Origin of the sequence: Streptomyces afghaniensis (assembly GCF_044327915.1) — a bacterium.
In the GTDB taxonomy this organism is placed as follows: domain Bacteria; phylum Actinomycetota; class Actinomycetes; order Streptomycetales; family Streptomycetaceae; genus Streptomyces; species Streptomyces afghaniensis.
This window is the reverse complement of record NZ_JBIRGJ010000002.1, coordinates 423414-449205: the sequence shown is the minus strand read 5'-3', so window position 1 is coordinate 449205 and position 25792 is coordinate 423414. Positions and strand designations below refer to the sequence as shown.

The following is a 25792-nucleotide window of genomic DNA, read 5'->3' as shown; positions in this document are numbered from 1 at the left end:
GCGGAAGAACGGGGCGGGGCTGTGCGGTGCTGGATCCGGACGGGCCGCTGAGGCGTCTACGACGGTATGGATCTGGAGAAACCGGCCCGCGAGGGCTCCGGGACGCGAGTCGATCTGGGGAAACGGGTGCCCGAACCGGCCGCGCCGCCGGTGCGTGAGGCGGCGCCCGAGGGGTGTCTCGCCGTCGCGATCCGGATTCCCGTGCGGATCGTCGTGCTCGTGCTGGTCGTCCCCGTGCGGATGGTGTGGGACGCGCTCGTCGTGGTCGGGCGGTTCCTGAACGACGTGCTGTTCCGGCCGCTGGGCCGGGCGCTGCTGTGGCTCGGGCGGGCGGTGTTCGTCTGGCCGTTCGTGGGGCTGTGGCGGTATGTCGTCGTGCCGGTGGCCAAGGCGCTCGGGTGGCTCGGGAACGTCCTGCTCGTCGTGCCGCTGGTGTGGCTGTACCGGCACGTGCTGACGCCGGTGGGACACGCGGTCGCGTGGGTCGTCACCCGGGTCGCCGAGGGCGTCGGGGCCGCCCTCGGCTGGGTGTACTCGTATCTGCTCACGCCGGTCGGGCGGGCCGTGCTGTGGGTGCTGAAGGGGCTCGGCGCCGTGCTCGCCGCGCTCGGGGCCGGCGTGTACGCGGTCGTGGCGTGGCTCGCCCGGTATCTCGTCGTCGTACCCGCCGTGTGGCTCTACACGTGGGTGCTCGCGCCCGTCGGGCGGGCGATCGCCTGGTGCGCCAACGGACTCGTGTGGCTGGTGAGCACGGCCGTCACCGGCATCGGGACGGCTCTGTACTGGATCGCCCGGATCCTGCTCGTCCTTCCCGCGCTCGCCGTGTGGCGCTGGATCCTCACGCCGGTCGGGCGGGTCCTCGCCGTCATCGGGCGGGAGGTCGGGGACGCCCTCGGGCACGCGTGGCGGATCGCCGGGCACATCTCGCTCGCCGTCGGGCGGTTCCTCGCGACGCTCTTGAGGTGGATCTTCGTCGAGCCGGTGCGGTGGGTGTACCGGAGCGTGCTGACGCCCGTCGGGCACGTCGTGCGGGACGCCGTCCTGCGGCCCGCCGCCGAGGCCGCCCGCAGTGTGGGACGGGCCACGCGGCAGGCGCTGGCCGCCGCCCGGGAGTCCGTACGGCAGGCGCGCGCCGACTTCCGGCGGATGCTCTTCGGCGAGCCCCGGCAGCCGCAGCCGGTCGACCTCGGGGAACCTTCGGGCCGCGAGGCACGTACTCTTGGTAGCAGTACGACCGCTCTCACGAAGGACTGAACGACACTGGGCAAGCGACAGCCCGAAGGCCCGCCGCCCGCACCCGCGGTGCAGCGCATCCGACTGCGCTACACCAAGCGCGGCCGCCTCCGGTTCACCAGCCACCGTGACTTCCAGCGCGCCTTCGAGCGTGCGTTGCGCCGTGCCGAGGTGCCGATGGCCTACTCGGCGGGCTTCACACCGCACCCGAAGGTGTCGTACGCCAATGCCGCACCCACCGGCACGGGCAGTGAGGCGGAGTACCTGGAGATCGCGCTCACCGCGCAGCGCGACCCGGAGCAGCTCAGGATTCTTCTCGACGACTCGATGCCCAGCGGGCTCGACATCGTCGAGGCGGTCGAGGCCCGCACCCCGGGCCTCGCCGACCGGCTGACGGCTTCCGTGTGGGAGCTGCGGCTGGACGGCGTGTCGCAGGAGGAAGCCCGCCGGGCGGCGGACGCCTTCAACGCGGCCGAGACCGTCGAGGTCCAGCGCCTCGCCAAGAACGGGGTACGTACCTTCGACGCCCGCTCCGCCGTCGTGAGCCTGGAGATCCCCGACCTCACGGAAACGCACAGTTCGCAGGCTGATAGGCCGACCGACCAGCCCTGTGCGATACTGCGGCTGGTTGTTCGGCACGTGACGCCTGCCGTACGACCCGACGACGTCCTGTCCGGTCTCCGCGCCGTGGCCGACCTGGCGCCGCCGGTCCCCGCAGCGGTGACCAGGCTGGCGCAGGGGCTGTTCGATGAAGAGACCGGCACGGTGACCGACCCGCTCGCGCCTGACCGCGAGGCAGCGGAGGCCCACTCAACGGCCGAACCGCCTGCCGCCGCGACGGCGCCGGCGTAGGTTCCGCGAAGGGACGGACGTCGTAGCGCCGCCCTCGGACTCGGGAGCCACCTGGGTCGGGCAGCGCACCGACCAGAAGACTTTCGCCAGGCCGTACGCATTCGGCGTACGGAACCGGCGAGACAGGACACAGAGAGCTCCCGTGCGGCGCCCGCGCCCCGGACGGCGGCGACGCGCACAGCGCGAGCCGCGGACGTCACCGGCACAGCCGGACCAGGCGCGGCGCCCGGGAGCCTGACGGGAGAAAAGCCCGCATGCTCGAACCGACCGAACCCACAGAGTCCGTCACGGACTCCGAACAGAACACCCCCAGCGACACCCTGCCGCCCCGCCGGCGGCGCCGTGCCGCGTCCCGGCCGGCGGGTCCGCCCGTCGGTACCTCCTCCGACGCTCCGGTGGAGACCGTCACGCCGGCCATACCGGCCGCGGACCCCGACGAGCTCGCGGCCGAAGCCGTGGAGGCCGACGAGGTCGAGGAGACCGCCGCTGAGGAGACCGTCGCGGCGGCGCAGGAGACCACCGAGGCCGCCGAGAGCGCCGAGGAGGCCGCGCCGGCCGCTCCCAAGAGGCGCCGCGTGGTGCGCCGTGCTGCCGCCCCCGCCGGGGCTCCGGCGGGCGCTGAGGCCGCCGAGACCGTGGTGCCGGTGACCGCCGGTGCCCCCGCCGCATCCGAGGCTTCCGAGCATGCCGAGGCCGCCGCGTCCGCCGAGGCGTCCGAGGACGCCGCTCCGCGGCGCACCCGGCGTCGTGCGACCCGCACGGTGACCTCGCCTGCCGCGGCTCCGGCGGAGGCCGTGGAGACGGCGGCGCCTGCTGCCGCCGCCGCGCAGGCCGAGCCGAGCGCTCCTGAGCCCGTCACGGCCGCCGAGGGCGCCGAGACCGCGGAGGCCGCCGAGGAGGCGGCTCCGCGCAGGACCCGGCGGCGTGCCACGCGCCGGGTGACCGCGCCCACCGAAGCGCCTGCCGCCGCACCGGCGGCGGAAGGAACCGCCGACGCGGGCCGCTCCGGCTCCGTCACCACGACCGACGCGCCCGCCGAGGCCGCCGCTGCCGTGTCCGGTGGGCCCGCCGAGGCCCCCGCCGGCACGCCCGCCGAGGAGGCGAAGGCACCTGTGACCGATTCCCCCGCCGCTGAGTCCGACGGAGCCCCCGAGGCCGCCGCTCCCGCCGCCCAGGCGCCCGAGGCCGCCGAGGATGCCGGTCCGCGGCGCCGTCGCCGGGTCGTCCGCCGGGCCGCCAGTGGTTTCGCCGAGCCCGCGCAGTCCTCGCGGGCCTCCCGCGGCTCGAAGTCCGCGCGGGGCGCCGCCGGTGCCGCGGCCGCCGGTGAGGACGAGACGTCGGCGCGGCCCGCGCGGCCCGCCGTCGCCCTGTTCCAGGCGCCCGTGTTCACCGAGCCCCAGTTCCAGACGCCGGAGCGGGCCGCCGCCGCAGCCGCCGCCGAGGCGGCCGGGGCCGAGGAGCCCGAGGAGGCGGAGGAGTCCGCGCCGGCGGAGGTGCGGGAGGAGCCCGGCGGGTCGCGCCGCCGGCGTCGTCGCCGGGGTGCCGCTGACGAGCCCGAGGCCCAGGCCACCGAGGCCCCCGCCCCCGAGAGTGGCGCCGCCGAGAGTGGCGCCGCCGAGAGTGCCGTCGACGAGGCGGAGGAGCCCGAGGAGTCCGCCGAGGGCGACGACCAGGACGACTCCGAGGGCACCGGCTCGCGCCGTCGCCGTCGCCGGGGCGGCCGCCGCCGTCGGCGTGGTGACTCCGCCGAGACCGACGCCGAGGCCGGCGAGGGCACGGACGCCGAGTCCGAGCAGGTCGCCGCCGCGCAGGCCGATGAGGACATCGCGGAGCAGGCCGAGGAGGACCAGGACGAGTCCGACGAGGCCGCCGACCGCGACGAGTCGTCCGGCGGGGGCTCCAGCAGCAGCCGCCGTCGCCGTCGCCGCCGTCGCCGTGCCGGTGACAGCGCGCCCGAGGCCGAGCCGTCCGAGGACGACCCGGAGCGCACGGTCGTCAAGGTCCGCGAGCCCCGCCCCAAGGCCGAACCGTCCGACGAGGTGCAGTCCATCAAGGGCTCGACCCGTCTGGAGGCCAAGAAGCAGCGTCGCCGGGAGGGCCGCGAGCAGGGCCGCCGGCGCGTCCCGATCATCACCGAGGCCGAGTTCCTGGCCCGGCGCGAGGCCGTCGAGCGCGTGATGGTCGTCCGCCAGCACGGCGACCGTACGCAGATCGGCGTCCTCGAGGACAACGTGCTCGTCGAGCACTACGTCAACAAGGAGCAGGCGGTCTCGTACGTCGGCAACGTCTACCTCGGCAAGGTGCAGAACGTGCTGCCGTCGATGGAGGCCGCCTTCATCGACATCGGCAAGGGCCGCAACGCGGTGCTGTACGCCGGTGAGGTCAACTTCGAGGCGCTCGGCATGGCCAACGGGCCGCGGCGCATCGAGTCCGCCCTGAAGTCCGGGCAGTCCGTGCTCGTCCAGGTGACGAAGGACCCCATCGGGCACAAGGGCGCCCGCCTGACCAGCCAGGTCTCCCTCCCCGGGCGCTACCTCGTGTACGTGCCCGAGGGCTCCATGACCGGCATCAGCCGCAAGCTGCCCGACACCGAGCGGGCGCGGCTGAAGACGATCCTCAAGAAGATCGTCCCCGAGGACGCGGGCGTCATCGTGCGCACCGCCGCCGAGGGCGCGAGCGAGGACGAGCTGCGCCGGGACGTCGAGAGGCTCCAGGGGCAGTGGGAGGAGATCCAGAAGAAGGCCAAGAACGGCGGCAACGCGCCGACGCTGCTGTACGGCGAGCCGGACATGACCGTCCGGGTCGTGCGCGACATCTTCAACGAGGACTTCTCCAAGGTCGTCGTCAGCGGCGACGAGGCGTGGCAGACCATCCACGGCTATGTCTCGCACGTCGCGCCGGACCTCGCCGAGCGGCTCCAGAAGTGGACCTCCGAGGTCGACGTCTTCGCCACGTACCGGATCGACGAGCAGCTCGCCAAGGCGCTGGACCGCAAGGTCTGGCTGCCCAGCGGCGGTTCGCTGGTGATCGACCGGACCGAGGCGATGGTCGTCGTCGACGTCAACACCGGCAAGTTCACCGGTCAGGGCGGCAACCTCGAGGAGACCGTCACCAGGAACAACCTGGAGGCGGCCGAGGAGATCGTGCGCCAGCTGCGGCTGCGCGACCTCGGCGGCATCATCGTCATCGACTTCATCGACATGGTGCTGGAGTCCAACCGGGACCTGGTGCTGCGGCGCCTGCTCGAGTGCCTGGGCCGGGACCGTACGAAGCACCAGGTGGCCGAGGTGACCTCGCTGGGGCTCGTGCAGATGACCCGCAAGCGGGTCGGGCAGGGCCTGCTGGAGTCCTTCTCCGAGACCTGCGTCCACTGCAACGGACGCGGTGTCATCGTGCACATGGAGCAGCCGACCAGCGCCGGCGGAGGCGGCGGCAAGCGCAAGAAGCGTGCCCGTGCCGGTGCCGCCGATCAGCCGCACGTGCACGAGGCGGCCGTCGAGACCGCCGAGCAGGAGGCGGAGACCGAGGCCGAGGTCGGTGCCGAGATCGCCGAGCCGATCGCGCTGCCCGAGCCGGCCTTCGAACCCGACGAGGAGCTGTACAGCAGCGCCGCCGAGGCGGAGGCCGCGGCCACGCGCGGGCGGTCGCGGCGCCGGGCGAGCCGGCGGGCGTCGGCTCCGGCGGGTGCGCCGCGCGGTGAGACGGCGGAGCCGAAGGCCGAGCAGGACGGGAAGGCCGAGCAGGCCGAGGTGCCGACGGCGCAGGACGTGACCGCCGCCGAGGAGGTCGCCCGTCCGGTGCAGCCGGAACCGGCCGCCGAGGCACACGCCGAGCCGGTGGCCGTCGAGGACCCGGTCGTCGAGGCCCCGGCCGCCGAGGAGGCCGCGCCCAAGGGCCGTGGCCGTCGGCGGGCGACGCGCAAGGTGTCCGCACCGGCCGGATCTCCGGCGGGGGCGGAGGCCACCGTGGTGACGGTTTCCGAGACCGCGCCCGCGGCGTCCGAGGCCACGCAGGAGCCCGAGCAGGCCGAACGGCCCGCGGCGGCTGCCGAGGCGGCTGCACCGGCGCCCGCCGAGAGTGCCGCCCCGGCCCGTCCGCGGCGCCGCGCCGTGCGCAAGCCCACCGTGTCCACCGCGTCCGAGGAGGCGGCCGTCGTGGTCGTCCCGTCGGCCGCGTCCGAGGAGGCCCCGGAGGCCGTCGCGGCTGACGGCGCCGCCACGGAGGAGGCCGCCGAGGAGGCCGCCCCGGCCAAGAAGACGGCCCGCAAGACGGCCAAGAAGGCCACGGCGAAGAAGGCCGCCACCAAGAAGACCGCGGCGAAGAAGACCGCGGCCAAGAAGACGACGGCGAAGAAGACCGCGGCCAAGACCACCAAGACCGCCGCGAAGAAGACCACGTCGAAGAAGACCGTCGCGGCGGAGCAGTCCCGCTCCTCCGTCTCGGCCTCCACCGACGAGGACTGAGCCGTCTCAACGTCCAACGGGGCGTGCGCGACCGCGCGCACGCCCCGTTGGACGCGACCGGCGTGACCGGTCGCACAGGCGGCGGGCCCGGCTCGGTTTGACCCTCTTGGCCGCGGCCCCGTAACCTTGACCGTCGGCGTGTCGAATGACGCGTCACATCCCCGTAAACCTCATCCTCCGGGCGCCGGGCGCCCAGGAGAGGCCGCTCGCTGTGTCGGGTGGCTGGCCTGCGGGGGTGCCGTTTCCCGAGCGAGAGAGTGAGTCCGCGTGTACGCCATCGTGCGCAGCGGTGGTCGCCAGCACAAGGTTGCTGTCGGCGACATCGTTGAGGTTGACAAGATTTCCACTGCCCAGGTTGGCGACACGGTCGAGCTCTCGACCCTGCTCGTTGTCGACGGCGACGCCGTGACCAGCGACCCGTGGGTGCTGGCCGGCATCAAGGTCCAGGCCGAGGTCGTGGACCACCACAAGGGCCAGAAGATCGACATTCTGCGCTACAAGAACAAGACCGGTTACCGCCGTCGCCAGGGCCACCGCCAGCAGTACACGGCGATCAAGGTCACTGAGATCCCCACGGCTGCGAAGTAAGGGACTGAGGAGAAATGGCACACAAGAAGGGCGCATCGTCCACCCGGAACGGTCGCGACTCCAACGCCCAGCGGCTCGGCGTGAAGCGCTTCGGCGGTCAGGTCGTCAACGCGGGTGAGATCCTGGTCCGTCAGCGCGGCACCCACTTCCACCCGGGCGCCGGTGTCGGCCGTGGCGGCGACGACACGCTGTTCGCGCTCCAGGCCGGTTCGGTGCAGTTCGGCACCCACCGTGGCCGCAAGGTCGTGAACATCGTTCCGGTCGCCTGACCGGAAACTTTCGCGAGGCGGACCTCACTTCCCTCACGGGAAGCGGGTCCGCCTTTCGCGTGTTACGCAGAGAACAACCCCGTACAACCCGTACACAACGGCCGTACATCACTGGAGGCACCCACCATGACCACCTTCGTGGACCGCGTCGAGCTGCATGTCGCCGCGGGTAACGGAGGTCACGGCTGTGCCTCCGTTCACCGTGAGAAATTCAAGCCGCTGGGCGGGCCCGACGGCGGCAACGGCGGTCGCGGCGGGGACGTGATCCTCACCGTCGACCAGTCCGTCACCACGCTCCTCGACTACCACCACTCCCCGCACCGCAAGGCCACGAGCGGCAAGCCCGGCGAGGGCGGCAACCGGTTCGGCAAGGACGGCCAGGACCTCGTCCTGCCGGTGCCGGACGGCACGGTGGTGCTCGACAAGGCGGGCAACGTCCTCGCCGACCTGGTCGGGCAGGGCACGTCGTACGTCGCCGCGCAGGGCGGCCGGGGCGGGCTCGGCAACGCGGCGCTGGCGTCCGCACGGCGCAAGGCGCCCGGGTTCGCGCTGCTCGGCGAGCCGGGAGACGTGCGCGAAGTCGTCCTGGAGCTGAAGACCGTCGCCGACGTGGCGCTCGTGGGGTACCCGAGCGCCGGCAAGTCGTCGCTGATCTCGGTGCTGAGCGCCGCCAAGCCGAAGATCGCCGACTACCCGTTCACCACGCTCGTACCGAACCTCGGTGTCGTCACGGCCGGCTCGACGGTGTACACGATCGCCGACGTGCCGGGTCTGATCCCCGGAGCCAGCCAGGGCAAGGGCCTGGGCCTGGAGTTCCTGCGGCACGTGGAGCGGTGCAGTGTGCTCGTGCACGTCCTGGACACCGCCACGCTGGAGTCGGACCGCGACCCGGCCTCCGACCTCGACGCCATCGAGGAGGAACTGCGGCAGTACGGCGGGCTGGACAACCGTCCGCGGATCGTCGTGCTGAACAAGATCGACGTACCGGACGGCAAGGGCCTGGCCGAGATGGTGCGGCCCGACCTGGAGGCGCGCGGGTACCGCGTGTTCGAGGTGTCGGCCGTGGCACACATGGGCTTGAAGGAACTGTCGTACGCGCTCGGCGAGCTCGTGGCGAAGGCCCGGGCCGCGAAGCCGAAGGAAGAGGCCACGCGGATCGTGATCCGGCCCAAGGCCGTGGACGACACCGGCTTCACCGTGACGCGCGAGGCCGACGGCCTGTTCCGGGTCCGGGGCGAGAAGCCCGAGCGCTGGGTGCGGCAGACCGACTTCAACAACGACGAGGCGGTCGGCTACCTGGCGGACCGGCTCAACCGGCTCGGGGTCGAAGAGGAACTCATGAAGGCGGGGGCCCGGGGCGGCGACGGTGTCGCCATCGGCCCCGAGGAGAACGCCGTCGTCTTCGACTGGGAGCCGTCCGTGATGGCCGGAGCCGAAATGCTCGGCCGACGCGGTGAGGACCACCGGTTGGAGGAGGCGCGACCGGCCGCGCAGCGCCGCAGGGACCGGCAGGCCGAGCGGGACGAGGCGCAGCGGGAGTTCGACGACTTCGAGCCGTTCTGATCCGTTTCGGCGACCGGTAACGGAAAGCACATCCGGTCGCCGAGCACCGCCGCGCGGTCTGCCCGCGCGGCACCCCGGAGGGCCTGAGTCCTCGGCCGCAGGCTCGACGGCTCCGACACCTCCCTACGACGATCAGCACACAGGACACCCTCGGATCTCTGCCTGATCATCTGTCAGACCCACCCCGGCAACGGCTTGTTCCGACGCTGGCGGTGGGTCTTCTTTTGTCTGCTTAGTTGTCATGTACGTGAACTCCGGCGTTCAGCGGGCGGACCGCCCGCGAGCGTGAAGCTTCCCAGTGTCCAAGTGGCCAGCGAGGTAAGGGAGTCAGACGATGACCGGAGCAGTATCCCCCGACCGACGCCGTTTTCTGACCGCCGGTGCCGCGGTCCTCGGTGCGGCGGCCTCCGCCCAGCTGTGGCTTCCGGCCACCGCCCACGGGGCCGAAACGCCGCTTCCCGACGGCGTGTTCAGCCTCGGCGTCGCCTCCGGAGACCCGCTGCCGGACGGCATCGTGCTGTGGACCCGGCTCGCCCCGGACCCGCTGAACGGCGGCGGAATGCCCGACCGGGTGGTGCCCGTGGAGTGGCAGCTCGCGGAGGACCAGCGGTTCAGAAAGCTCGTCCGCCGGGGCACCGCCCAGGCCCGGCCCGAGTACGGGCACAGCGTTCACGTGGACGTACGCGGGCTGCGCCCGGACCGCACGTACTGGTACCGCTTCCGCACCAGTGGGCAGCTCTCACCCGTCGGCCGCACCCGTACCGCGCCCCACCCCTACAGCTCCGGTGGCTCCCTGCGCATGGCGCTGGCCTCCTGCCAGAACTGGCAGCACGGCTATTTCACGCCGTACGCCGACATGCTCGACCAGGACCCGGACGTGGTGGTGTTCGTCGGCGACTACATCTACGAGTCCACGCCGTCGGCGACGGGCGTACGACGCCACGAGGGGACCGGCGAGCCGTTCAGCCTCGCCCAGTACCGCAACCGGTACGCCCAGTACCGCACCGACGCCGACCTCGCGGCGATGCACGCGAACGCGCCCTTCGTGGTGACCTTCGACGACCACGAGGTGGACAACGACTTCGCCGGCGAGATCCCGCAGGACCCGGACAAGCAGCCGCACGACGCGTTCGTGGCCCGGCTGACCGCGGCCTACCAGGCGTTCTACGAGCACATGCCGGTCCGTGCCACCGCCGTCCCCGACGGCCCGCACATCCGGATGTACCGCCGTCTGGAGTTCGGCCGGCTGGCCCGGCTCAACGTCCTGGACACCCGGCAGTACCGCAGCGACCAGGCCAAGAGCCAGGCCGGTGCCCAGGACCCGTCGCTGACCATGCTGGGCGCACGGCAGAAGCAGTGGCTGCTGAACGGGCTCCAGAACTCGCCGGCCCGCTGGAACCTGATCGCCTCGCAGATCATGATGGCCGAGACGGACCTCCAGGTCGGCGAGGGCAAGCTCTGGTTCTACGACGCCTGGGACGGCTACCAGGCCGAACGCAACCGCTTCCTGAAGGAGTTCAGGCAGGTCCGCAACCCCGTCGTGCTCTCCGGCGACCGGCACCTGACGATGATCAGTGACCTCAAGGAGGACTACGCCGACCCGGGCTCCACGGTCGTCGGCGCCGAGTTCGTCGGCACCTCCATCTCCAGCAACGGCGACCAGGACCAGGCGGCCTTCCGCAAGGAGTGGGACCCGCGGCGCCCGGACAACCCGCACTGGAAGCTGCTCGACGCCCACCGCGGCTACCACCTCTTCGACATCGGCCGGGCCGGCATCGACGCGCAGGTGAGGGTGGTCGACACCGTACGGCAGCCGTCGGCGACGCCGAGCACCCTGGCCAGGCTGCGGGTCGAGGCGGGCCGGCCGGGCGTCGAGGTGGTCTGACCGGGAGTCGCGGTGGTCTGACCCGATTTCTGACACAAGCGTGAGCCCGGTACTCCTCGGAGTGCCGGGCTCTTCGGCGTACGAGACACGTGAGCGTGTGAGAAGTCCGACCCGGGCCGCCGGCGTATTGCTCTCGCCGAGACCGAAATGCTGCGGAATCTTAACCACCAATTCCACCGCAATGAGCTGCCGCGACCGGCGCCGGGGCGACGGTGCGGGCCGACGCCGTCAAAGCGCGTACCGTGCACGGGACATCGTCCAAGGAACTCGTGAAGGTCCTGGGTCACCGCTGTCCCAAGCGGCTCCGACGTCGCTGAGCACCTGTGGAGTTACTCACAGCGCATTTTCCGGAGGGTCGCGGAACCGTCTCGCCAATCACCAGCAGTGGGAGGTGAATGACAGGTTGCGCGCACATATGCGGCGGAGGGCGCTCACCTTGCACTGCGGTAACCACAAGTGGGACCATTTCCAAGTTCCCTGTCGCCCCAAGGTAGGTCACCTGTGTCCCAGCACATAGCCAAGCCCCGTACCACCGCAGTGATCCTGGCCGGTGGTACCGGTCAGCGGGTGGGTCTGTCGATCCCCAAGCAGCTGCTGAAGATCGCCGGCAAGGCAGTCATCGAGCACACGCTGACCACCTTCGAGAACGCCGACTCGATCGACGACATCATCGTGCTGATGGCACCCGGCTACGTGCCTGACGTCGAGAAGATCGTCGCGAAGGCCGGATTCAAGAAGGTCTCGAAGGTCATCGAGGGCGGCGCCACGCGGAACGAGACCACCGAGCGCGCCATCTCGGCCCTGGGCGAGGGCCTGGCCGAGGGCGAGGACGCCAACGTCCTCTTCCACGACGCCGTGCGCCCCCTGCTGTCGCAGCGCGTCATCGACGACTGCGTCACCGCGCTGGAGCGCTACCAGGCCGTCGACGTGGCCATCCCCTCCGCCGACACCATCATCGTCACGCGCACGCACGGCGAGGACGGCGAGTTCATCACCGAGATCCCGGACCGCTCCCGGCTGCGCCGCGGCCAGACCCCGCAGGCTTTCAAGCTGTCCACGATCAAGCGGGCCTACGAGGTCGCCGCCGGCGACCCCAACTTCCAGGCGACCGACGACTGCTCCGTCGTGCTCAAGTACCTGCCGGACGTGCCGATCCACGTCGTCGCGGGTGACGAGTACAACATGAAGGTCACCCAGCCCGTCGACGTCTTCATCGCCGACAAGCTCTTCCAGCTCGCCTCCACGGCCGCACCCGAGCAGGTCTCCGAGGAGGCCTACCGGGAGCTGCTGACCGGCAAGACGGTGGTCGTCTTCGGCGGCAGCTACGGCATCGGCAAGGACATCGGCGAGCTCGCCGAGTCCTACGGCGCCAAGGTCTACGCGCTGGGCCGCTCCACCACCGGCACCCACGTGGAGAACCCGGAGGAGGTCGACGACGCGCTGTCCAAGGCCTATGCCGAGACCGGCCGCATCGACTACGTGGTGAACACCGCCGGAGTGCTGCGCATCGGCAAGCTCGCCGAGACCGACAACGCCACCATCGAGGAGGCGCTGAAGGTCAACTACCTGGCCCCGGTGCAGATCGCCCGTTCGTCGTACAAGTACCTGTCCGAGACCAAGGGCCAGCTGCTGCTGTACACCTCCAGCAGCTACACCCGCGGTCGCGCCGAGTACAGCCTGTACTCCTCGACCAAGGCCGCCATGGTGAACCTCACCCAGGCCCTGTCCGACGAGTGGGCCGGCGACGGCGTCCGCGTCAACTGCATCAACCCGGAGCGCACCGCCACCCCGATGCGCACCAAGGCGTTCGGCCAGGAGCCGGCCGGCTCGCTGCTGTCCTCCGAGGCCGTGGCCCGCACCTCGCTCGACGTACTGCTGTCCGAGCTGACCGGCCACGTCATCGACGTCCGCCAGCAGGACCCGACCGCCGGTGCGGCCCGCGCCTCCGGCTTCGAGCAGGCGCTCGCCTCGGTGCTGGACCGGCAGGACGGCGTGTAATAATTGGCGCCAAATAGACTTCGGTAATTCAGGCCTCTGCGCTCTTCTGTTAACGGCTTCGTCAACAGGGGTAGTTCGCAGGGGCCTGAATCCATACCGTCTCGCGAATATTCACAGACCAGCCGCATTTCAGAACCAAGACCGGCACACCCCTCCCAAGAGCAGGTTTCTCCGTGATATCCACCGCTATTCGCGTCGCCCGGGTGGGCAGCGCGGCCGAGCTGGCCGCGGCGGTCCTCATGATGCTGGGCTTCCCCTGCCTCATGCTGGCCGCGCTCGTCCCGAGCGTCCCCGCCTTCGCGGCAGCGGCCGCCGTGACGTACCTGGCGGACCACTATCTGCACCGCAAGGGCAGCTACCTGATCAACCGCCTCAGCAAGGTGCGGGCCGGCCTGTCGATCCGCTTCCTGATCCGCCAGCTGCTCCTCGTCCTGCTGCTGGCCCGGCTGTCCCTCGCGGACAACCTGATCTACTACGGGGCGATCGCCTGCTTCATCGCCTTCTACGGCCTGCAGGCCCCGCACGGCGCGCTGGTCCAGCTGATCCGCAACCGCCGCCGCATGCCGGTCGCCACCCGCAACGTCGACCTGAAGTCCCGCATCCGCATCCCGGACGCCCCGCCGCGCCGACTGCTGCACCGCTCCGCCGAGAAGATGCTGCACCTCGACCTCTTCGCGGTCGCCGGCATCCTGCTCGCCGCGCAGGTGAAGTCGGCCCTCGTCGGTTTCGTCGGCATCGGCATCACGGTGGCCGTCGCCACCCTGTACGTCCTGGCGCTCATGCCGTACGTCCGGGGCCGCAAGATCCCGCCGAACGCCGAGAGGGTGCTGGCCGCCGTCGACGACTGGCTGGGCGAGTACAAGCCGGAGACGGTCCTGTACTTCTCCGGTTCCAAGGACTCCGCGTACCAGGTGAACATGTGGCTGGACACCATGGAGAACCTGGACTCCAAGCCGCTGATCATCCTGCGTGAGCGGGCCATCCTGAACAACCTCGCGCCGACCACGGTCCCCGTCATCTGCGTGCCCGGAGGGGTGCACCTGATGAACATGGACCTGTCCACGGTGCGGGTCGCGCTCTACGCGGCGAACGTCGGCAAGAACATCCACATGCTGCGCGTGCCCACCATCAAGCACGTCTTCATCGGCCACGGCGACAGCGACAAGCTCGCCAGCGTCAACCCGTTCAGCAAGGTCTACGACGAGGTGTGGACCGCCGGCCGCGCGGGCCGCGACCGCTACGCCATCGCCGACGTCGGTGTCCGCGACGACGACATCGTCGAGGTCGGCCGCCCGCAGCTCGCCCCGATCCAGACCTGGCAGGGCGTGCCCGAGGGACGCATCCCCACGGTCCTGTACGCCCCCACCTGGGAGGGCTGGGACGACAACCCCGGCAACACCTCGATCCTGCTGGCCGGCGAGAACATCGTGCGGAAGCTCGTCACGGCCGACCCGCCGGTGCGCGTCCTGTACAAGCCGCACCCCTTCACCGGCACGCGCAGCAAGGAGGCCAAGGCCGCCCACCAGCGCATCACCGCCCTGGTCCGGACGGCCGCCGCCGAGCGTGCCGCCGACTCCCGCTTCGTCACCGACAGCGCCGCCCAGGCGAAGGCCAAGACCGAGCTGGCCCGGATCGAGGCCCGGATCGCCCAGCTGGCCGGCAACGGCGACAAGGGCCGCGACGAGGCCGAGGCCACCCGCGACGGGCAGATCGACGTCGCCCGGCACGAGGAGGTCGCCCGGCTGCGTGCCGAGTGGAACGACGTCTACTGGCGTTCCTTCCCCGCCTGGGAGCACCGCGTCATCACCGGCTCCGAACCGCGGCTGTACGACTGCTTCAACGTCTCCGACGCGATGGTCTCCGACATCTCCAGCGTGGTCTCCGACTTCATCGCGAGCGGCAAGCCGTACGCGGTCACCGACTCCGCGGAGGTGGGCGCCGAGGAGTTCAAGCGGAACAACACGGCCGTGCGTGCCGCGGTGATCCTCTCCAACAGCGCGGACGAGCTGGGCGAGCTGCTGAGTGCCGTCCGCGACCCGGCCGCCGACCCGCTGGCCGAGGACCGCAAGGAGCTCAAGCAGTACCTGCTGGGCCCGGACGAGCCGGCCTCCATCGACCAGTTCAACACCGCCGTCGCGAACCTCGCGCTCAAGGCGGAGACGCGCAACGTCGGCCAGGAGTCACGGATCGCGGCCGCCACCGCCGAGTCGGAACTGGCGAACGCCGTGCCCGGGCAGCGGGTGTCCTCCGCCGGTGACACGGACGGTGTCGGCACGGGCTGAACCGCCGCCGCCTGCTTCAGAGTTCGGCCCCCGAGGAGCGTCCTCGGGGGCCGAACTCTTTCGCCTTCCCGCTTCCAGTCGGTTCGCCATGTGAGGTGACTCACTAATACGTGTGTTTGAGGCAACCGCTTGTCTCGATCACTCGTCTACCAAGTAGCGAATGAGGCGATACGGGGGGAATATCCCATTGACTAGGGGGAAACGTGACCGTTGCGCAGCCTGATGTGAGTGTGATCATCGGTGCGTACGAAGCGATGCCGTACCTGATCGAGTGCCTCTCGTCCGTGGAGGCACAGACCCTCGATCCGGAGCGCATCGAGGTCATCGCGGTGGACGACGGTTCGACGGACGGCACCGGGGAGTACCTGGAGGAGTTCGCCGAGCGCGCTCCCATGCACGTCCTGGTGATCCGGCAGGCGAACTCCGGCGGCCCCAGCGGCCCGCGCAACGTCGGTCTGGGCAAGGCGACCGGGCGTTACGTCTTCTTCCTCGACGCCGACGACCGGCTTGGCCCCGAGGCCCTGGAGCGGATGGTCGACATGGCCGACCGGGCCGGCACGGACGTGGTCCTCGGCAAGGTCGAGGGCGTCAACCGCTCGGCCCCGAAGTCCATGTGGGGCAAGACGGTGGAGCGCACGGACGTCTACTCGTCCAACATCAAGTTCACGCTCAGCGCGCAGAAGCTGTTCCGCAGGGAGCTGCTCGACCGGCACGGCATGCGGTTCGACGAGTCGCTGTTCACCGGTGAGGACGCCCTGTTCACGATGGAGGCGTACCTGCGGGCGGACGGCGTCTCCGTGGTCGCCGACCACACCTGCTACTACCTGGTGGGCCGTGACGACGGCAAGCACGTCACCAAGAGCGGCAGTTACACGCTGCGCTTCGACTCCGCGCGGGCCCTGATGAACCTCATCGCCGAGCTCGTCCCCGCGGGCGGCCGGCGCGACCAGCTGATGGTCCGGCCGTTCCTCGTCACGCTGCTGCCGCAGTTCGGGCCCAAGTACCTGACGGACAGCGAGGAGATACGCCGGCACAAGTTCGAGCTGGCCAAGCCGCTGATGGACGCTTACTGGACCGAGGGCGTCGCCCAGCGCCTCAAGGTCCACGAGCGGCTGCGGCTGCATCTGGTCGCCGAGCAGCGTCCCGAACTGCTGCTGGACGTCGTGAAGTTCGTCAAGGCCAAGAAGCAGGCGGCGGCCCTGCTGGAGAAGAAGGGCCGCCGCGTCTACCTGGCCTATCCGCACTTCCGCGACCGCGCCGCGGGCATCCCCGACTCGGTCTACCTCGCCGAGCCGCGCGAGGCCCGCGCCTTCCCGGGCTATCGCGAGGGCGGCGTCGACACGTTCGTACGCCGGGCGGTGCGCAAGGCGCGACGGGTACTGACGTCGCGTGAGGTGCGCCCGGCGGCGTGAACGCGGGCGCGGGGCCGGTGGGATGATCGCCCACGGCCCCGCGTTCAGTCGGTTTGTTCGTCGGTCGGTTCGTCTGCTGGTTCGGCTGTTGATTCGTCGTGCCGTGCCGCTAGCGCGGTGTCGTCGTCGGCAGGCCCGCCCCGTCGCTCGCCGGCTGCGTGCGCTGGCCGGGCAGCTCCGCGGCCGGCCGCTCCGCCGCCAGGCGTTCCGCCACCCGTGCCCGGTGGTCCCGGGCCTGAGCGCACAGGGCCCGTACGGCTGCGTTGAAGCGCTCCTGCGACGGCGGATCGGCCGGACCCAGCAGACGCAGCTTCAACTCGGCGCGTGCCTCGGCCAGGACGTCCTTCTCCGGGTGCCGGACCGTCTCCAGCAGGCTCGGAACCCCGGTGGCGTCCGGTGTCAGCACGGTCGCCGCCGCCACCGTCGGGAACGCCGTACGGAAGGCCTCCTCGGGCAGCCCGCTGGTGTTCGCGACCGCGTACGGCTTCTCGCTCGCCAGGAAGTCGCTGATCACGCTCGACACGTCACTGATGAGCAGGTCGGCCACGTTGAAGCAGGCGTACAGCGCGGGCCGGGCGTCCGTGATGATCTGGTGCTCGCCCTCCGGCAGCGAGGCCCAGTACGCCTCCTCCCAGGCCGCCGTCGCCCGTGCCACCGCCTCCGCCCGGCCCGGCTCCGGCGCCGACTGCACGAGCATCCGCTCCAGCGTGTCGGCCCCGGTCCGGAAGTCGGCCGTGGTGAGCCGGTCCAGCTCCTCGGTGAGACGGGCCAGCTCGGCACTGGCCGTGGGGCGACGCGCCCCCGTGCGCTCCCGGTTGGCCGACCGGATCAGCTCCCGGATGCGCAGATCGGCCGCGCCCGCGCGCGGGTCCACCGACCCCGTCAGCGGGTGCGGCTTGTACAGCAGCCGCACGCCCGGGTCGGCGAGCAGCGCCCGCACCAGGTTCTCACCGGCCGCGACCACCGACGTGTTGCCGGGGTTGCCGTCCCAGCCCTCCCACGTCGGCGCGTACAGGACCGTCGTGTACGTCCCTGTTGGCGCGCCCGCGTGCGGCCGTACGGCGTCCAGCTGCGGCCGGCCCGTCTCCACGACGTCCTTGTCCTCGACGCCCACCTCGGCCAGCGCGTACCGCTCGCGCGCGGCGGGCCCGGCCACCCACACCTCGTCGTACGCCTTCGCGTACGGGTTGCACGAGGACAGCTTGTCGCTCTCGCCGTGGTTGACGAAGGTGTGCCTGATCGTGGGGATGCGCAGCACCTGGGAGGTCTTGCCGGAGTTCGACGGGTGGATGAGGACCTGCAGCGTGGAGTGCTCCAGCCGCATCAGCGTCGACACCTTCGGCAGGCACACGATCGGGATGTCCGTCGGCGCGATCTTCTGCACCATGAACCGCTCGCGCAGCACGATGACCGGCTTGCCGTCGAGCCCCGCGAGCGGCTCCAGCCACATGTTCGCCTGGTAGGCCGAGGAGGCGCCGCCGGAGAAGTACAGGCCCACGGTCGGCCGGTACTCGGCCAGCCACGCGTCGAACCAGGCGAGCACCTCCTGCTCGCCGGCCGGGCGGCGTCCCGGCAGCAGCCGGAAGAGCAGCGCGCCGAGGCCGGTCAGCGCGAGCGCGAGGGAGAGCGCGATGCCCCCGGCGGCGAACACCGGGTCGTCGCCCGGCGCGGCGGCCAGCAGCCCGGCCGTCGCCGGCAGGCCGAACGCCAGCAGCCGGGGGCCGGGGCGGCGCAGCAGCACGGACGGGGCCGGGGACAGCCGCAGGGCCGAGGCGTCGATGTTGCGGGTCACCACCGGCAGGGTGCGGGTACGGCGCACCAGCACGGAGAGCGCCTGGATCGCGCAGTGCAGCACGTAGAAGGCGAGCAGACCGGCCACGAGCGGGGCGTACACGGTCTCCCGGTCCTGCTCGCCGAGCCGCAGCAGGCCCACGACCAGGAGCAGGTCCCGCAGGACGTGCCGCACGGAGATGTCCGCGTGCGACTTGGCGAACAGCGACAGCACGCCGCGCTGCCACCGGTACAGGGCGCCCTCGGTGGCCAGGGAGACGGTGGTCGCGGCGATCAGCAGGGGTACGTGGGGCAGCAGTGCCGCGACCGCCTGAGCGGCGAACGCGGCGGCCAGGACGATGGTGACCAGCCCCTTCAGCAGGGCCGGTGGGCGGGGGAGAGGTAGGGGCACTGCGGTCACTCCAGGAGCGTCGGGTCGGCGCGGCGCAGGTCGGCCGACCGGGTTAACGCGCGGCGACCTCCCGACGACACGCGCGTGTCCGGGGGTGGCGGGAGGGGTGCGCCGCCGGCCGTGACGTCCGCCGTACCGTCCGTAGCGTGGACCGGCGCCGCGCCCCCTCCGGCCGTCCCGTAGATTTCCTGGTGAGCGACCGAATCGACGCGAGGGGACGGACGGGGACGTGGCAGGGGCAAGGCAGGCCGTGGGCGAGGCCCGCAGGATCGTCGTCAAGGTCGGGTCCTCCTCGCTGACCACCGCCTCCGGCGGCCTGGACGCGGACCGCGTGGACGCGCTGGTCGACGTCCTGGCCAAGGTCCGCAGTGGCGGCGAGCGGGAGATCGTCCTGGTCTCCTCGGGCGCCATCGCCGCCGGTCTCGCCCCGCTGGGCCTGCGCCGCCGCCCCCGGGACCTCGCCCGGCAGCAGGCCGCCGCCAGCGTCGGGCAGGGCCTGCTGGTCGCCCGCTACACCGCCTCCTTCGCCCGCTACGGCGTCGGTGTCGGCCAGGTGCTCCTCACCTCCGACGACATGAGCCGCCGCGCCCACCACCGCAACGCCTCCCGCACCCTGGACAAGCTGCTCGCGATGGGCGCGTTCCCGATCGTCAACGAGAACGACACCGTGGCCACGGACGAGATCCGCTTCGGCGACAACGACCGCCTCGCCGCCCTCGTCGCCCACCTCGTCCGCGCCGACCTGCTGGTCCTGCTGTCCGACGTGGACGGCGTCTACGACGGCGACCCCGGCAAGCCCGGCACCTCCCGCATCGCCGAGGTGCGCGAGCCGTCCGACCTCGCGGGCGTCGAGATCGGCAGCGCGGGCAAGGCCGGCGTCGGCACCGGCGGCATGGTCACCAAGGTCGAGGCCGCCCGGATCGCGGCCGCCGCGGGCATCCCCGTCGTGCTCACCAGCACCGTCCACGCGGCCGACGCTCTGACCGGCCAGGACACCGGCACCTACTTCCACCCCACCGGCAAGCGCTCCGCGGACCGGCTGCTGTGGCTCCAGCACGCCTCCACGCCGCAGGGCGCCCTCACCCTGGACGACGGCGCCGTCCAGGCCGTCGTGGAGCGCCGCAAGTCGCTGCTGCCGGCCGGCATCGCCGCCGTGGAGGGCGAGTTCAGCGCCGGCGACCCGGTCGAGCTGCGGGACGCCACGGGGCACGCCGTGGCCCGCGGGCTCGTCAACTTCGACGCCAAGGAGATTCCCCGGCTGATCGGCCGCTCCACCCGCGAACTGGCCCGTGAACTCGGATCCGCGTACGAACGCGAGGTCGTACACAGGGACGACCTGGTGCTCCTGCACCCGTAATGGGTCGAAACGTCCGCCCCCGGTGGTGGACGTTCCGCAAAACCGCCACGCGATCTCTTGCGGCCTGCTCAACTTTGTCTCGGGGAGATATTCCGCAGCAGCGCCACAGTGCAAAGGAGGCCGTCGTGAGACGAGTGCGCCCTGGGGCCGCGGCGTCCCGTGGTGGTGCCGGCTCCCGCGCGGCCGGTGAGGAGCGGGCCCTGACGAGCGTGGCAGCGGGGGACCGCTTCGAGGGCGAGGAGCCCGGTGACATCCCGCGCCTGTGGCACGTCACCCTCAGCGTCTCCGGCAAGGAGGCCCCGCTCAAGGAGGTCCGGCGCGCCCTCGAACAGCTCGCTCACGACCACCCCTTCCTCCTGACCAGCCGATACGCGGTCGACCACGCGGAGATCCGCTACTGGGAGGAGGCCCGCGACCTGCACGACGCGGCTGCCGTCGCCCTGCGCCTGTGGGGCGAGCACCGGCAGACCGCCGGACTGCCGCCCTGGGAGATCGTCGGCCTGGAGGTCATCGACCGCGCGACCTACCACCAGCGCATCGCCGAGGGGTACGGCCCGCCCCCGGCCTCGCCCGTCGGAGTTCACCCGTTCTGATCAGGTCCAGGGCGTGTCTCGGGGTGTGGAACGCGCGATGAACGCAGCCGCCCGGCGCACTACGCTTCCCTCATGACCACGCTTTCGCCGTACGACTCCATGTCCCCGGTCACCGAGGCCGCCTACCGCGCCAAGGCCGCCGCCGCGAGCCTCGCGCCGGTGCCGCGGGCCGACAAGGACGACGCGCTGCTCGCCATCGCCGACGCGCTGGAGGTCCGTACGAGTGAGATCGTCGAGGCCAACGCCAAGGACGTCGCCAAGGCCCGTGAGGCCGGCATCAGCGAGGGCATGATCGACCGGCTCACGCTCACCCCCGAGCGGGTCCGTGCCATCGCCTCCGACGTGCGTGACGTCGCCGCGCTGCCCGACCCGGTCGGCGAGGTCGTGCGCGGCTCCACGCTGCCCAACGGCATCGACCTGCGCCAGGTCCGCGTGCCGCTCGGCGTCGTCGGGATCATCTACGAGGGCCGGCCGAACGTCACCGTCGACGCCGCCGCCCTCTGCCTGAAGTCCGGCAACGCCGTCCTGCTGCGCGGCTCCTCCTCGGCGTACCAGTCGAACACGGCCCTCGTGCGCGTCCTGCGCGACGCTGTGGGCGGGGCCGGACTGCCCGCCGACGCCGTCCAGCTCGTCCCCGGCGAGAGCCGCGAGAGCGTCCGCGAGCTGATGCGTGCCCGCGGCCTGGTCGACGTGCTCATCCCGCGCGGCGGCGCCTCCCTGATCAACACGGTCGTCCAGGAGTCCGTCGTCCCGGTCATCGAGACCGGCACCGGCAACTGCCACGTCTACGTCGACGCCCAGGCCGACCTCGACATGGCCGTCGAGATCCTGATCAACTCCAAGGCCCAGCGCGTCGGCGTCTGCAACGCCGCCGAGACCCTGCTGGTCCACCAGGACATCGCCGCCGAGTTCCTGCCGCGGGCTCTGGACGCCCTCGCGGAGGCCGGGGTCACGGTGCACGCCGACGAGCGCGTCCTGGCCCACGCCAAGGACTCCAAGGCCACGGTCGTCGAGGCGACGGCCGAGGACTGGGAGACGGAGTACCTGTCGTACGATATCGCCGCGGCCGTGGTGGACTCGCTGGACAAGGCCGTCGAGCACATCCGGCTGTGGACCTCCGGCCACACCGAGGCCATCGTCACGACCTCCCAGCAGGCCGCCCGCCGCTTCACCCAACTGGTCGACTCGACCACGGTCGCCGTCAACGCCTCCACCCGCTTCACCGACGGCGGCCAGTTCGGCTTCGGCGCGGAGATCGGCATCTCCACCCAGAAGCTGCACGCCCGCGGCCCGATGGGACTGCCCGAGCTGACCAGCACCAAGTACATCGTCACCGGTGACGGGCACGTACGGCGCTGAGCCGTCTGCCACGCGGTATGTGAAGCGGCGCATGTGCGTGCGGCAGGCGTGAACGGGCCGCGCGTGCGCCGTGCGGCACCCCGTGAACGCCGTCTCAACCGGCGGATGAATGTGCATACCGTCTGCCCAAAATGACCCCCCAGGTCTACTCTGGAACCGTGCCGGAGGACGTGGGGGGCACGCCGTTTCCTGACGGCCGGGAGCCCGACGACGACCACGACCGCGGGGTGTCGGACGAAGAGTTCGCCTCCGTGGTCTTCGACGAGGCCTTCGTACGCGCGGCCGTAGTGCACGAGCCGACCGCCGTGGAGCGCCTCCTGGCCGCCGCCAAGGCGAGAGCCGAGGCCTCCGAGGCGGAGGCGCGCCGCGCCCACTCCAGAGGCGAGCGGTACGACGACGGGTACGGCCCGGACGGGCCCGGCGATTTCGGCCATGATCCCGAGCTGGACGAGCTGGACGACCCCGACATCCTCGAGGACCACTACGGCGGCACGGGGCCGTACTCCAAACAGGTCCGCTGGCACCGCCCCGTCGCCTGGCTGCTCGCCCTCGTGATGGGCATCGGCATGGTCGCGCTGGCCTTCACGGCGGTCTACCGGGGCGCGTCCTCCAACCGCGAGGATCCCGTGCCGGCGCCCACCTCGACAGGGCTGGAACAGGGCAGCGGGGCGGCTCCCTCCGCTTCCGCCGACTACTCCCAGCCGGCCGTCTCGGTGATCCCGCGCAACCCCTGACCGGAACCCGCCCGTCCTGGTGAGTACCTGTCAGAACTTGTGGTGCGGCCGGGCGTTTACCCGAGCTTCCGGAGACCTACCCTGAAGATATGGGCGGGCCTGGAGACCCACCTGAGGGGACACCAGAGGGCGCTCCCGGAGGTGGAGAGGACGAGTATCGATCCGTCGTCTTCGACGAGTCGTTCGTCCGCGCTGCCCGCCTCAAGGAGTACTCCGCCCAGGAGCGCATCGGCGATCACGCGCCCGCCGTGCGCCGCGCACCGCCCCTGCGCCGGGGCCTGTCCCGGCAGGCACTGGTCCTGGTCCTGCTGATCGCCGTCGCCTTCGGCACCGCGATCTACATGGGGGTACGGCACCCCTACCAGACCCCCGCCGCCCGGGAAGCCGCCGAACCCCTGCGGATGACCGTCATCCCGCTCGCCCCCGAGGGCAAGGTGCCGGGCACGGCCGACACGGCGTACCTGTACGAGCGCAGCCCCGCCGCACAGTTCAAGAGCGGTGCGGAGGGCGTGCCGCTGCCCGCCTCGCGGCGCACCGCGCACTTCTCGGACAGCCAGGTCGTCGGCGCCCTGACCACCGCCAAGGACTACATCGTCCGCTCCGCCCTCGACCCGGGTGTGCTCATGGGCGGTGAGGCCCGCGCCGTCCGGCTCCTGCTGGACGCCGATCAGCTGGACCAGTTCGACCAGAGCTTCGCCCGCCCCACCGCGGACGGACGCCACGCGCCCACCGGCTGGCTCGTCCGCTTCGACCCCTCCCGCGCCGAGCTGGCCGACCGCAAGGTGCGGGTCCAGGGCACGCTCCAGGCCGCCGAGGTCGACTCGTCCACCCTCGAGGTCACCGCCGACCACACGCTCGTCTACGCACTGCGGCCCGCCGGGGCCGGTGCCAAGGCCGAGGTGTCCCTGTTCACCGTCCGGCGCGAGCTGCACTTCCGCTTCGACCGCGACGACCTGCGCCTGCACCAGGGCCAGCTCGTCGTCTCCTACGTCCAGGCCGGCCCGCTCTCCTGCGCCGAGGACTCCACGAACCACCTGCGCCCCCTCCTGGCCGGCCAGACGGCCAAGGAAGGCGGCCCCGCCGGCACGGACCCCTACGCGACGGGCAGCGCCACGGCCCTGTGCGGCACCCTGGCGACGAGCGCGCAGCCGAGGGTGTGAGAAGACGGGCTTTCCAGGACCTGGGCTTTCCAGGGCCTGGGCGGGCGCCTCAGCTGCCGTCGCGGGGCGGCTGGTCGTCGTCCGGGGAGTCCGAGGAGGAGCCCGACGGGCCCGGCGTCCCGGGACCGGGCGGCTTCTGGGCCGGGTTCGTGAAGCCGCCGAAGCCCCGGCGGACGCGGTCGCCCAGGTCGCCCGCGCCGCCGGCGAGATCCGTGACCAGCTTCATCAGCGGGTCCTTGGAGCTCTTCACATGGGTCGTGTAGTGGTTCGCCGACTCGCGCCAGGAGTCCCGGACCGAGGTGTCCTGGTCCTCGTCGCGCTGCGGGTAGTGGCCGTCCATGATCCGCTGGTAGTCCCGCGACTCGGCCCACTTCTTCAGCTCGGCCGCCCGCACGGTGGTGAAGGGGTGGGAGCGGGGCAGCACGTTCAGGATCTTCAGCACGGAGTCGCGCAGGTCGCCGCCCGCCTCGTACTCCTCGGCCTGCTCCAGGAACGCGTCCACGTTCATCTCGTGCAGGTGGTTGCCGCCCGCGATCTTCATCAGGCCCCGCATGGACGCCTGGAGATCCTGTCCGACCAGCAGCCCCGCCCGGTCCGCGGACAGCTCCGACTTGCGGAACCACTCCCGCAGCCCGGTCACGATCGCCATGATCGCGAGGTTGCCCAGCGGGATCCAGGCGACCCGGACGGCGAGGCTGGTCAGGAACAGCAGGATGGTCCGGTAGACCGAGTGCCCGGACAGCGCGTGCCCCACCTCGTGCCCGACGACCGCCCGCATCTCCTCCTCGTCGAGCAGCTCGACGAGCCCCGTCGTGACGACGATGATCGGCTCGTCCAGGCCGATGCACATCGCGTTCGGCTGCGGGTCCTGGTTGACGTACATCGGCGGGACCTTCTCCAGGTCCAGGATGTAGCAGGCGTCCCGCAGCATCACGTTCAGATGCGAGAACTGCTGGTCGGACACCCGCACCGAGTCGGACAGGAACAGCAGCCGCAGACTGCGCTCGGGCAGCAGGCCGCTGAGCGCCTTGAACACCGTGTCGAAACCGCTCAGCTTGCGCAGGGCCACCAGGGCGGAGCGGTCGGCCGGGTGCTCGTACGTACGCGAGGAGATTCCGGGGAAGCGCCTGCGCTGCCTGCTCGGCACGTGCTCGTGCCCGTGGTGCTCGTGGCCGTCGGACATGTCTTCCCCCATGTGCGTCTGTGTGACCTTTGCGGCCCCTTGTGCGGCCTTTTGCTTCCCCGAGGCGGAGCCCAGCCTAGGCGGAGTTACGGTGGTCGGGCAGTACAGCGAAGGAGACCATCGCCATGGAGCACCACCCCGCAGCCGCCTGGCTCGCCGAGGCCGCGTCCGCCGCCGATCGGCAAGGGGGGCCGGGGATGCTGCGGTACGTACTGCTCGTGATGATCGTGGGCTGTGTGCTGACGGCGTGGTTCCTGCTGCGTGGCTACAGACGGAAGGACGACTGAGGCACGGGGAAGGTTCCCCGCACGGCCCCCGGGACCGGGCCGGGCGGGACCGCGCACGGCCTCCGTGTCACGAACAGGCGGAGTCGGGGTGATCGCGGTCGGGGCGCCCGCTTACGATGAGCCGACGTCTTTAACCCGCCCACACGCGATAGGTCCTGCCGAAGATGAGCTTCCACAGCACCGCTGCCCAGTTGGTCACCCTCGCCGCCGAGGGCGAGGAGCACGGCGGTAACCACGAGAGCCTCAGCCCCTACCTCACCGGTGGCGGCGCCCTCTTCGCCCTGCTGCTCCTGCTGTGGATCACCACCCGCTTCAACCGCGACCGCTGAGCCCGGCCGGGCGCCCCGTGCCGGGGCGCCCCGGGGACCACGGGGCCGCCGGAGCCCTCAGGC

19 protein-coding genes are annotated in these 25792 nt (G+C 71.6%); 17 read left to right on the top strand and 2 right to left on the bottom strand.

Annotation, left to right across the window (positions count from 1 at the left end; genetic code table 11):
- Positions 1 to 66: 66 nt before the first annotated feature.
- From ACH4G3_RS08255 to ACH4G3_RS08210, 10 genes are all read left to right on the top strand, one after another.
- On the top strand, positions 67 to 1254 hold the full coding sequence (locus ACH4G3_RS08255) for a hypothetical protein (protein ID WP_397623715.1): 1188 nt from the start codon (positions 67 to 69) through the stop codon (positions 1252 to 1254).
- A 48-nt stretch (positions 1255 to 1302) separates the two neighbouring features.
- Positions 1303 to 2085, top strand: a complete 783-nt coding sequence (locus ACH4G3_RS08250; protein WP_397623714.1) for a TIGR03936 family radical SAM-associated protein — start codon at positions 1303 to 1305, stop codon at positions 2083 to 2085.
- Positions 2086 to 2339: 254 nt separating this feature from the next.
- Positions 2340 to 6548 carry an Rne/Rng family ribonuclease gene (locus ACH4G3_RS08245; protein ID WP_397623713.1) on the top strand — a complete coding sequence of 1403 codons (4209 nt, stop codon included), beginning with the start codon at positions 2340 to 2342 and terminating at the stop codon, positions 6546 to 6548.
- A 267-nt stretch (positions 6549 to 6815) separates the two neighbouring features.
- The gene (gene rplU / locus ACH4G3_RS08240; RefSeq protein ID WP_020269559.1) at positions 6816 to 7136 is read left to right on the top strand and encodes a 50S ribosomal protein L21; all 321 of its coding nucleotides are present in this window, start codon (positions 6816 to 6818) and stop codon (positions 7134 to 7136) included.
- A gap of 14 nt (positions 7137 to 7150) precedes the next feature.
- Positions 7151 to 7405 (top strand): 50S ribosomal protein L27, encoded by a 255-nt coding sequence (gene rpmA / locus ACH4G3_RS08235; protein WP_010041940.1) that lies wholly within the window; start codon positions 7151 to 7153, stop codon positions 7403 to 7405.
- A 126-nt stretch (positions 7406 to 7531) separates the two neighbouring features.
- A complete protein-coding gene (gene obgE / locus ACH4G3_RS08230) occupies positions 7532 to 8968 on the top strand; it encodes a GTPase ObgE (protein WP_397623712.1) in 1437 nt (478 codons plus the stop codon).
- A gap of 334 nt (positions 8969 to 9302) precedes the next feature.
- Complete coding sequence (locus ACH4G3_RS08225) at positions 9303 to 10853, top strand: alkaline phosphatase D family protein (RefSeq protein ID WP_397623711.1); 1551 nt, start codon at positions 9303 to 9305, stop codon at positions 10851 to 10853.
- 501 nt (positions 10854 to 11354) lie between these two features.
- Positions 11355 to 12851 (top strand): D-ribitol-5-phosphate cytidylyltransferase, encoded by a 1497-nt coding sequence (locus ACH4G3_RS08220; RefSeq protein ID WP_397623710.1) that lies wholly within the window; start codon positions 11355 to 11357, stop codon positions 12849 to 12851.
- A 203-nt stretch (positions 12852 to 13054) separates the two neighbouring features.
- Positions 13055 to 15133 carry a hypothetical protein gene (locus ACH4G3_RS08215; protein WP_397624095.1) on the top strand — a complete coding sequence of 693 codons (2079 nt, stop codon included), beginning with the start codon at positions 13055 to 13057 and terminating at the stop codon, positions 15131 to 15133.
- Positions 15134 to 15336: 203 nt separating this feature from the next.
- Positions 15337 to 16545, top strand: coding sequence for a glycosyltransferase family 2 protein (locus tag ACH4G3_RS08210; protein WP_397623709.1), 1209 nt, complete (start codon positions 15337 to 15339; stop codon positions 16543 to 16545).
- Between the two features lie 109 nt (positions 16546 to 16654).
- On the opposite strand, the gene ACH4G3_RS08205 is transcribed toward ACH4G3_RS08210, so the two are convergent.
- The gene (locus tag ACH4G3_RS08205) at positions 16655 to 18727 is read right to left on the bottom strand and encodes a hypothetical protein (protein WP_397624094.1); all 2073 of its coding nucleotides are present in this window, start codon (positions 18725 to 18727) and stop codon (positions 16655 to 16657) included.
- A gap of 250 nt (positions 18728 to 18977) precedes the next feature.
- On the opposite strand from ACH4G3_RS08205, the gene proB reads away from it, so the two are divergent.
- The 5 genes from proB (at position 18978) to ACH4G3_RS08180 (ending at position 23930) form a co-directional block, all read left to right on the top strand.
- Positions 18978 to 20084 carry a glutamate 5-kinase gene (proB, locus tag ACH4G3_RS08200; protein WP_397624093.1) on the top strand — a complete coding sequence of 369 codons (1107 nt, stop codon included), beginning with the start codon at positions 18978 to 18980 and terminating at the stop codon, positions 20082 to 20084.
- A 134-nt stretch (positions 20085 to 20218) separates the two neighbouring features.
- Positions 20219 to 20677, top strand: coding sequence for a hypothetical protein (locus ACH4G3_RS08195; protein ID WP_397624092.1), 459 nt, complete (start codon positions 20219 to 20221; stop codon positions 20675 to 20677).
- Between the two features lie 72 nt (positions 20678 to 20749).
- A complete protein-coding gene (locus tag ACH4G3_RS08190; RefSeq protein WP_397623708.1) occupies positions 20750 to 22036 on the top strand; it encodes a glutamate-5-semialdehyde dehydrogenase in 1287 nt (428 codons plus the stop codon).
- Between the two features lie 158 nt (positions 22037 to 22194).
- Positions 22195 to 22770 carry an SCO2584 family spore wall biosynthesis protein gene (locus ACH4G3_RS08185; protein ID WP_449657597.1) on the top strand — a complete coding sequence of 192 codons (576 nt, stop codon included), beginning with the start codon at positions 22195 to 22197 and terminating at the stop codon, positions 22768 to 22770.
- A gap of 89 nt (positions 22771 to 22859) precedes the next feature.
- On the top strand, positions 22860 to 23930 hold the full coding sequence (locus tag ACH4G3_RS08180; RefSeq protein ID WP_397623706.1) for an SCO2583 family membrane protein: 1071 nt from the start codon (positions 22860 to 22862) through the stop codon (positions 23928 to 23930).
- Between the two features lie 49 nt (positions 23931 to 23979).
- Here ACH4G3_RS08180 and ACH4G3_RS08175 read toward each other — a convergent pair whose 3' ends face one another.
- Positions 23980 to 25113: a M48 family metallopeptidase gene (locus tag ACH4G3_RS08175; RefSeq protein ID WP_397624091.1), complete on the bottom strand. Its 1134-nt coding sequence runs from the start codon at positions 25111 to 25113 to the stop codon at positions 23980 to 23982.
- Between the two features lie 125 nt (positions 25114 to 25238).
- On the opposite strand from ACH4G3_RS08175, the gene ACH4G3_RS08170 reads away from it, so the two are divergent.
- On the top strand, positions 25239 to 25400 hold the full coding sequence (locus ACH4G3_RS08170; protein ID WP_020269545.1) for a hypothetical protein: 162 nt from the start codon (positions 25239 to 25241) through the stop codon (positions 25398 to 25400).
- 164 nt (positions 25401 to 25564) lie between these two features.
- On the top strand, positions 25565 to 25729 hold the full coding sequence (locus tag ACH4G3_RS08165; RefSeq protein ID WP_010041970.1) for a hypothetical protein: 165 nt from the start codon (positions 25565 to 25567) through the stop codon (positions 25727 to 25729).
- Positions 25730 to 25792 lie beyond the last annotated feature (63 nt).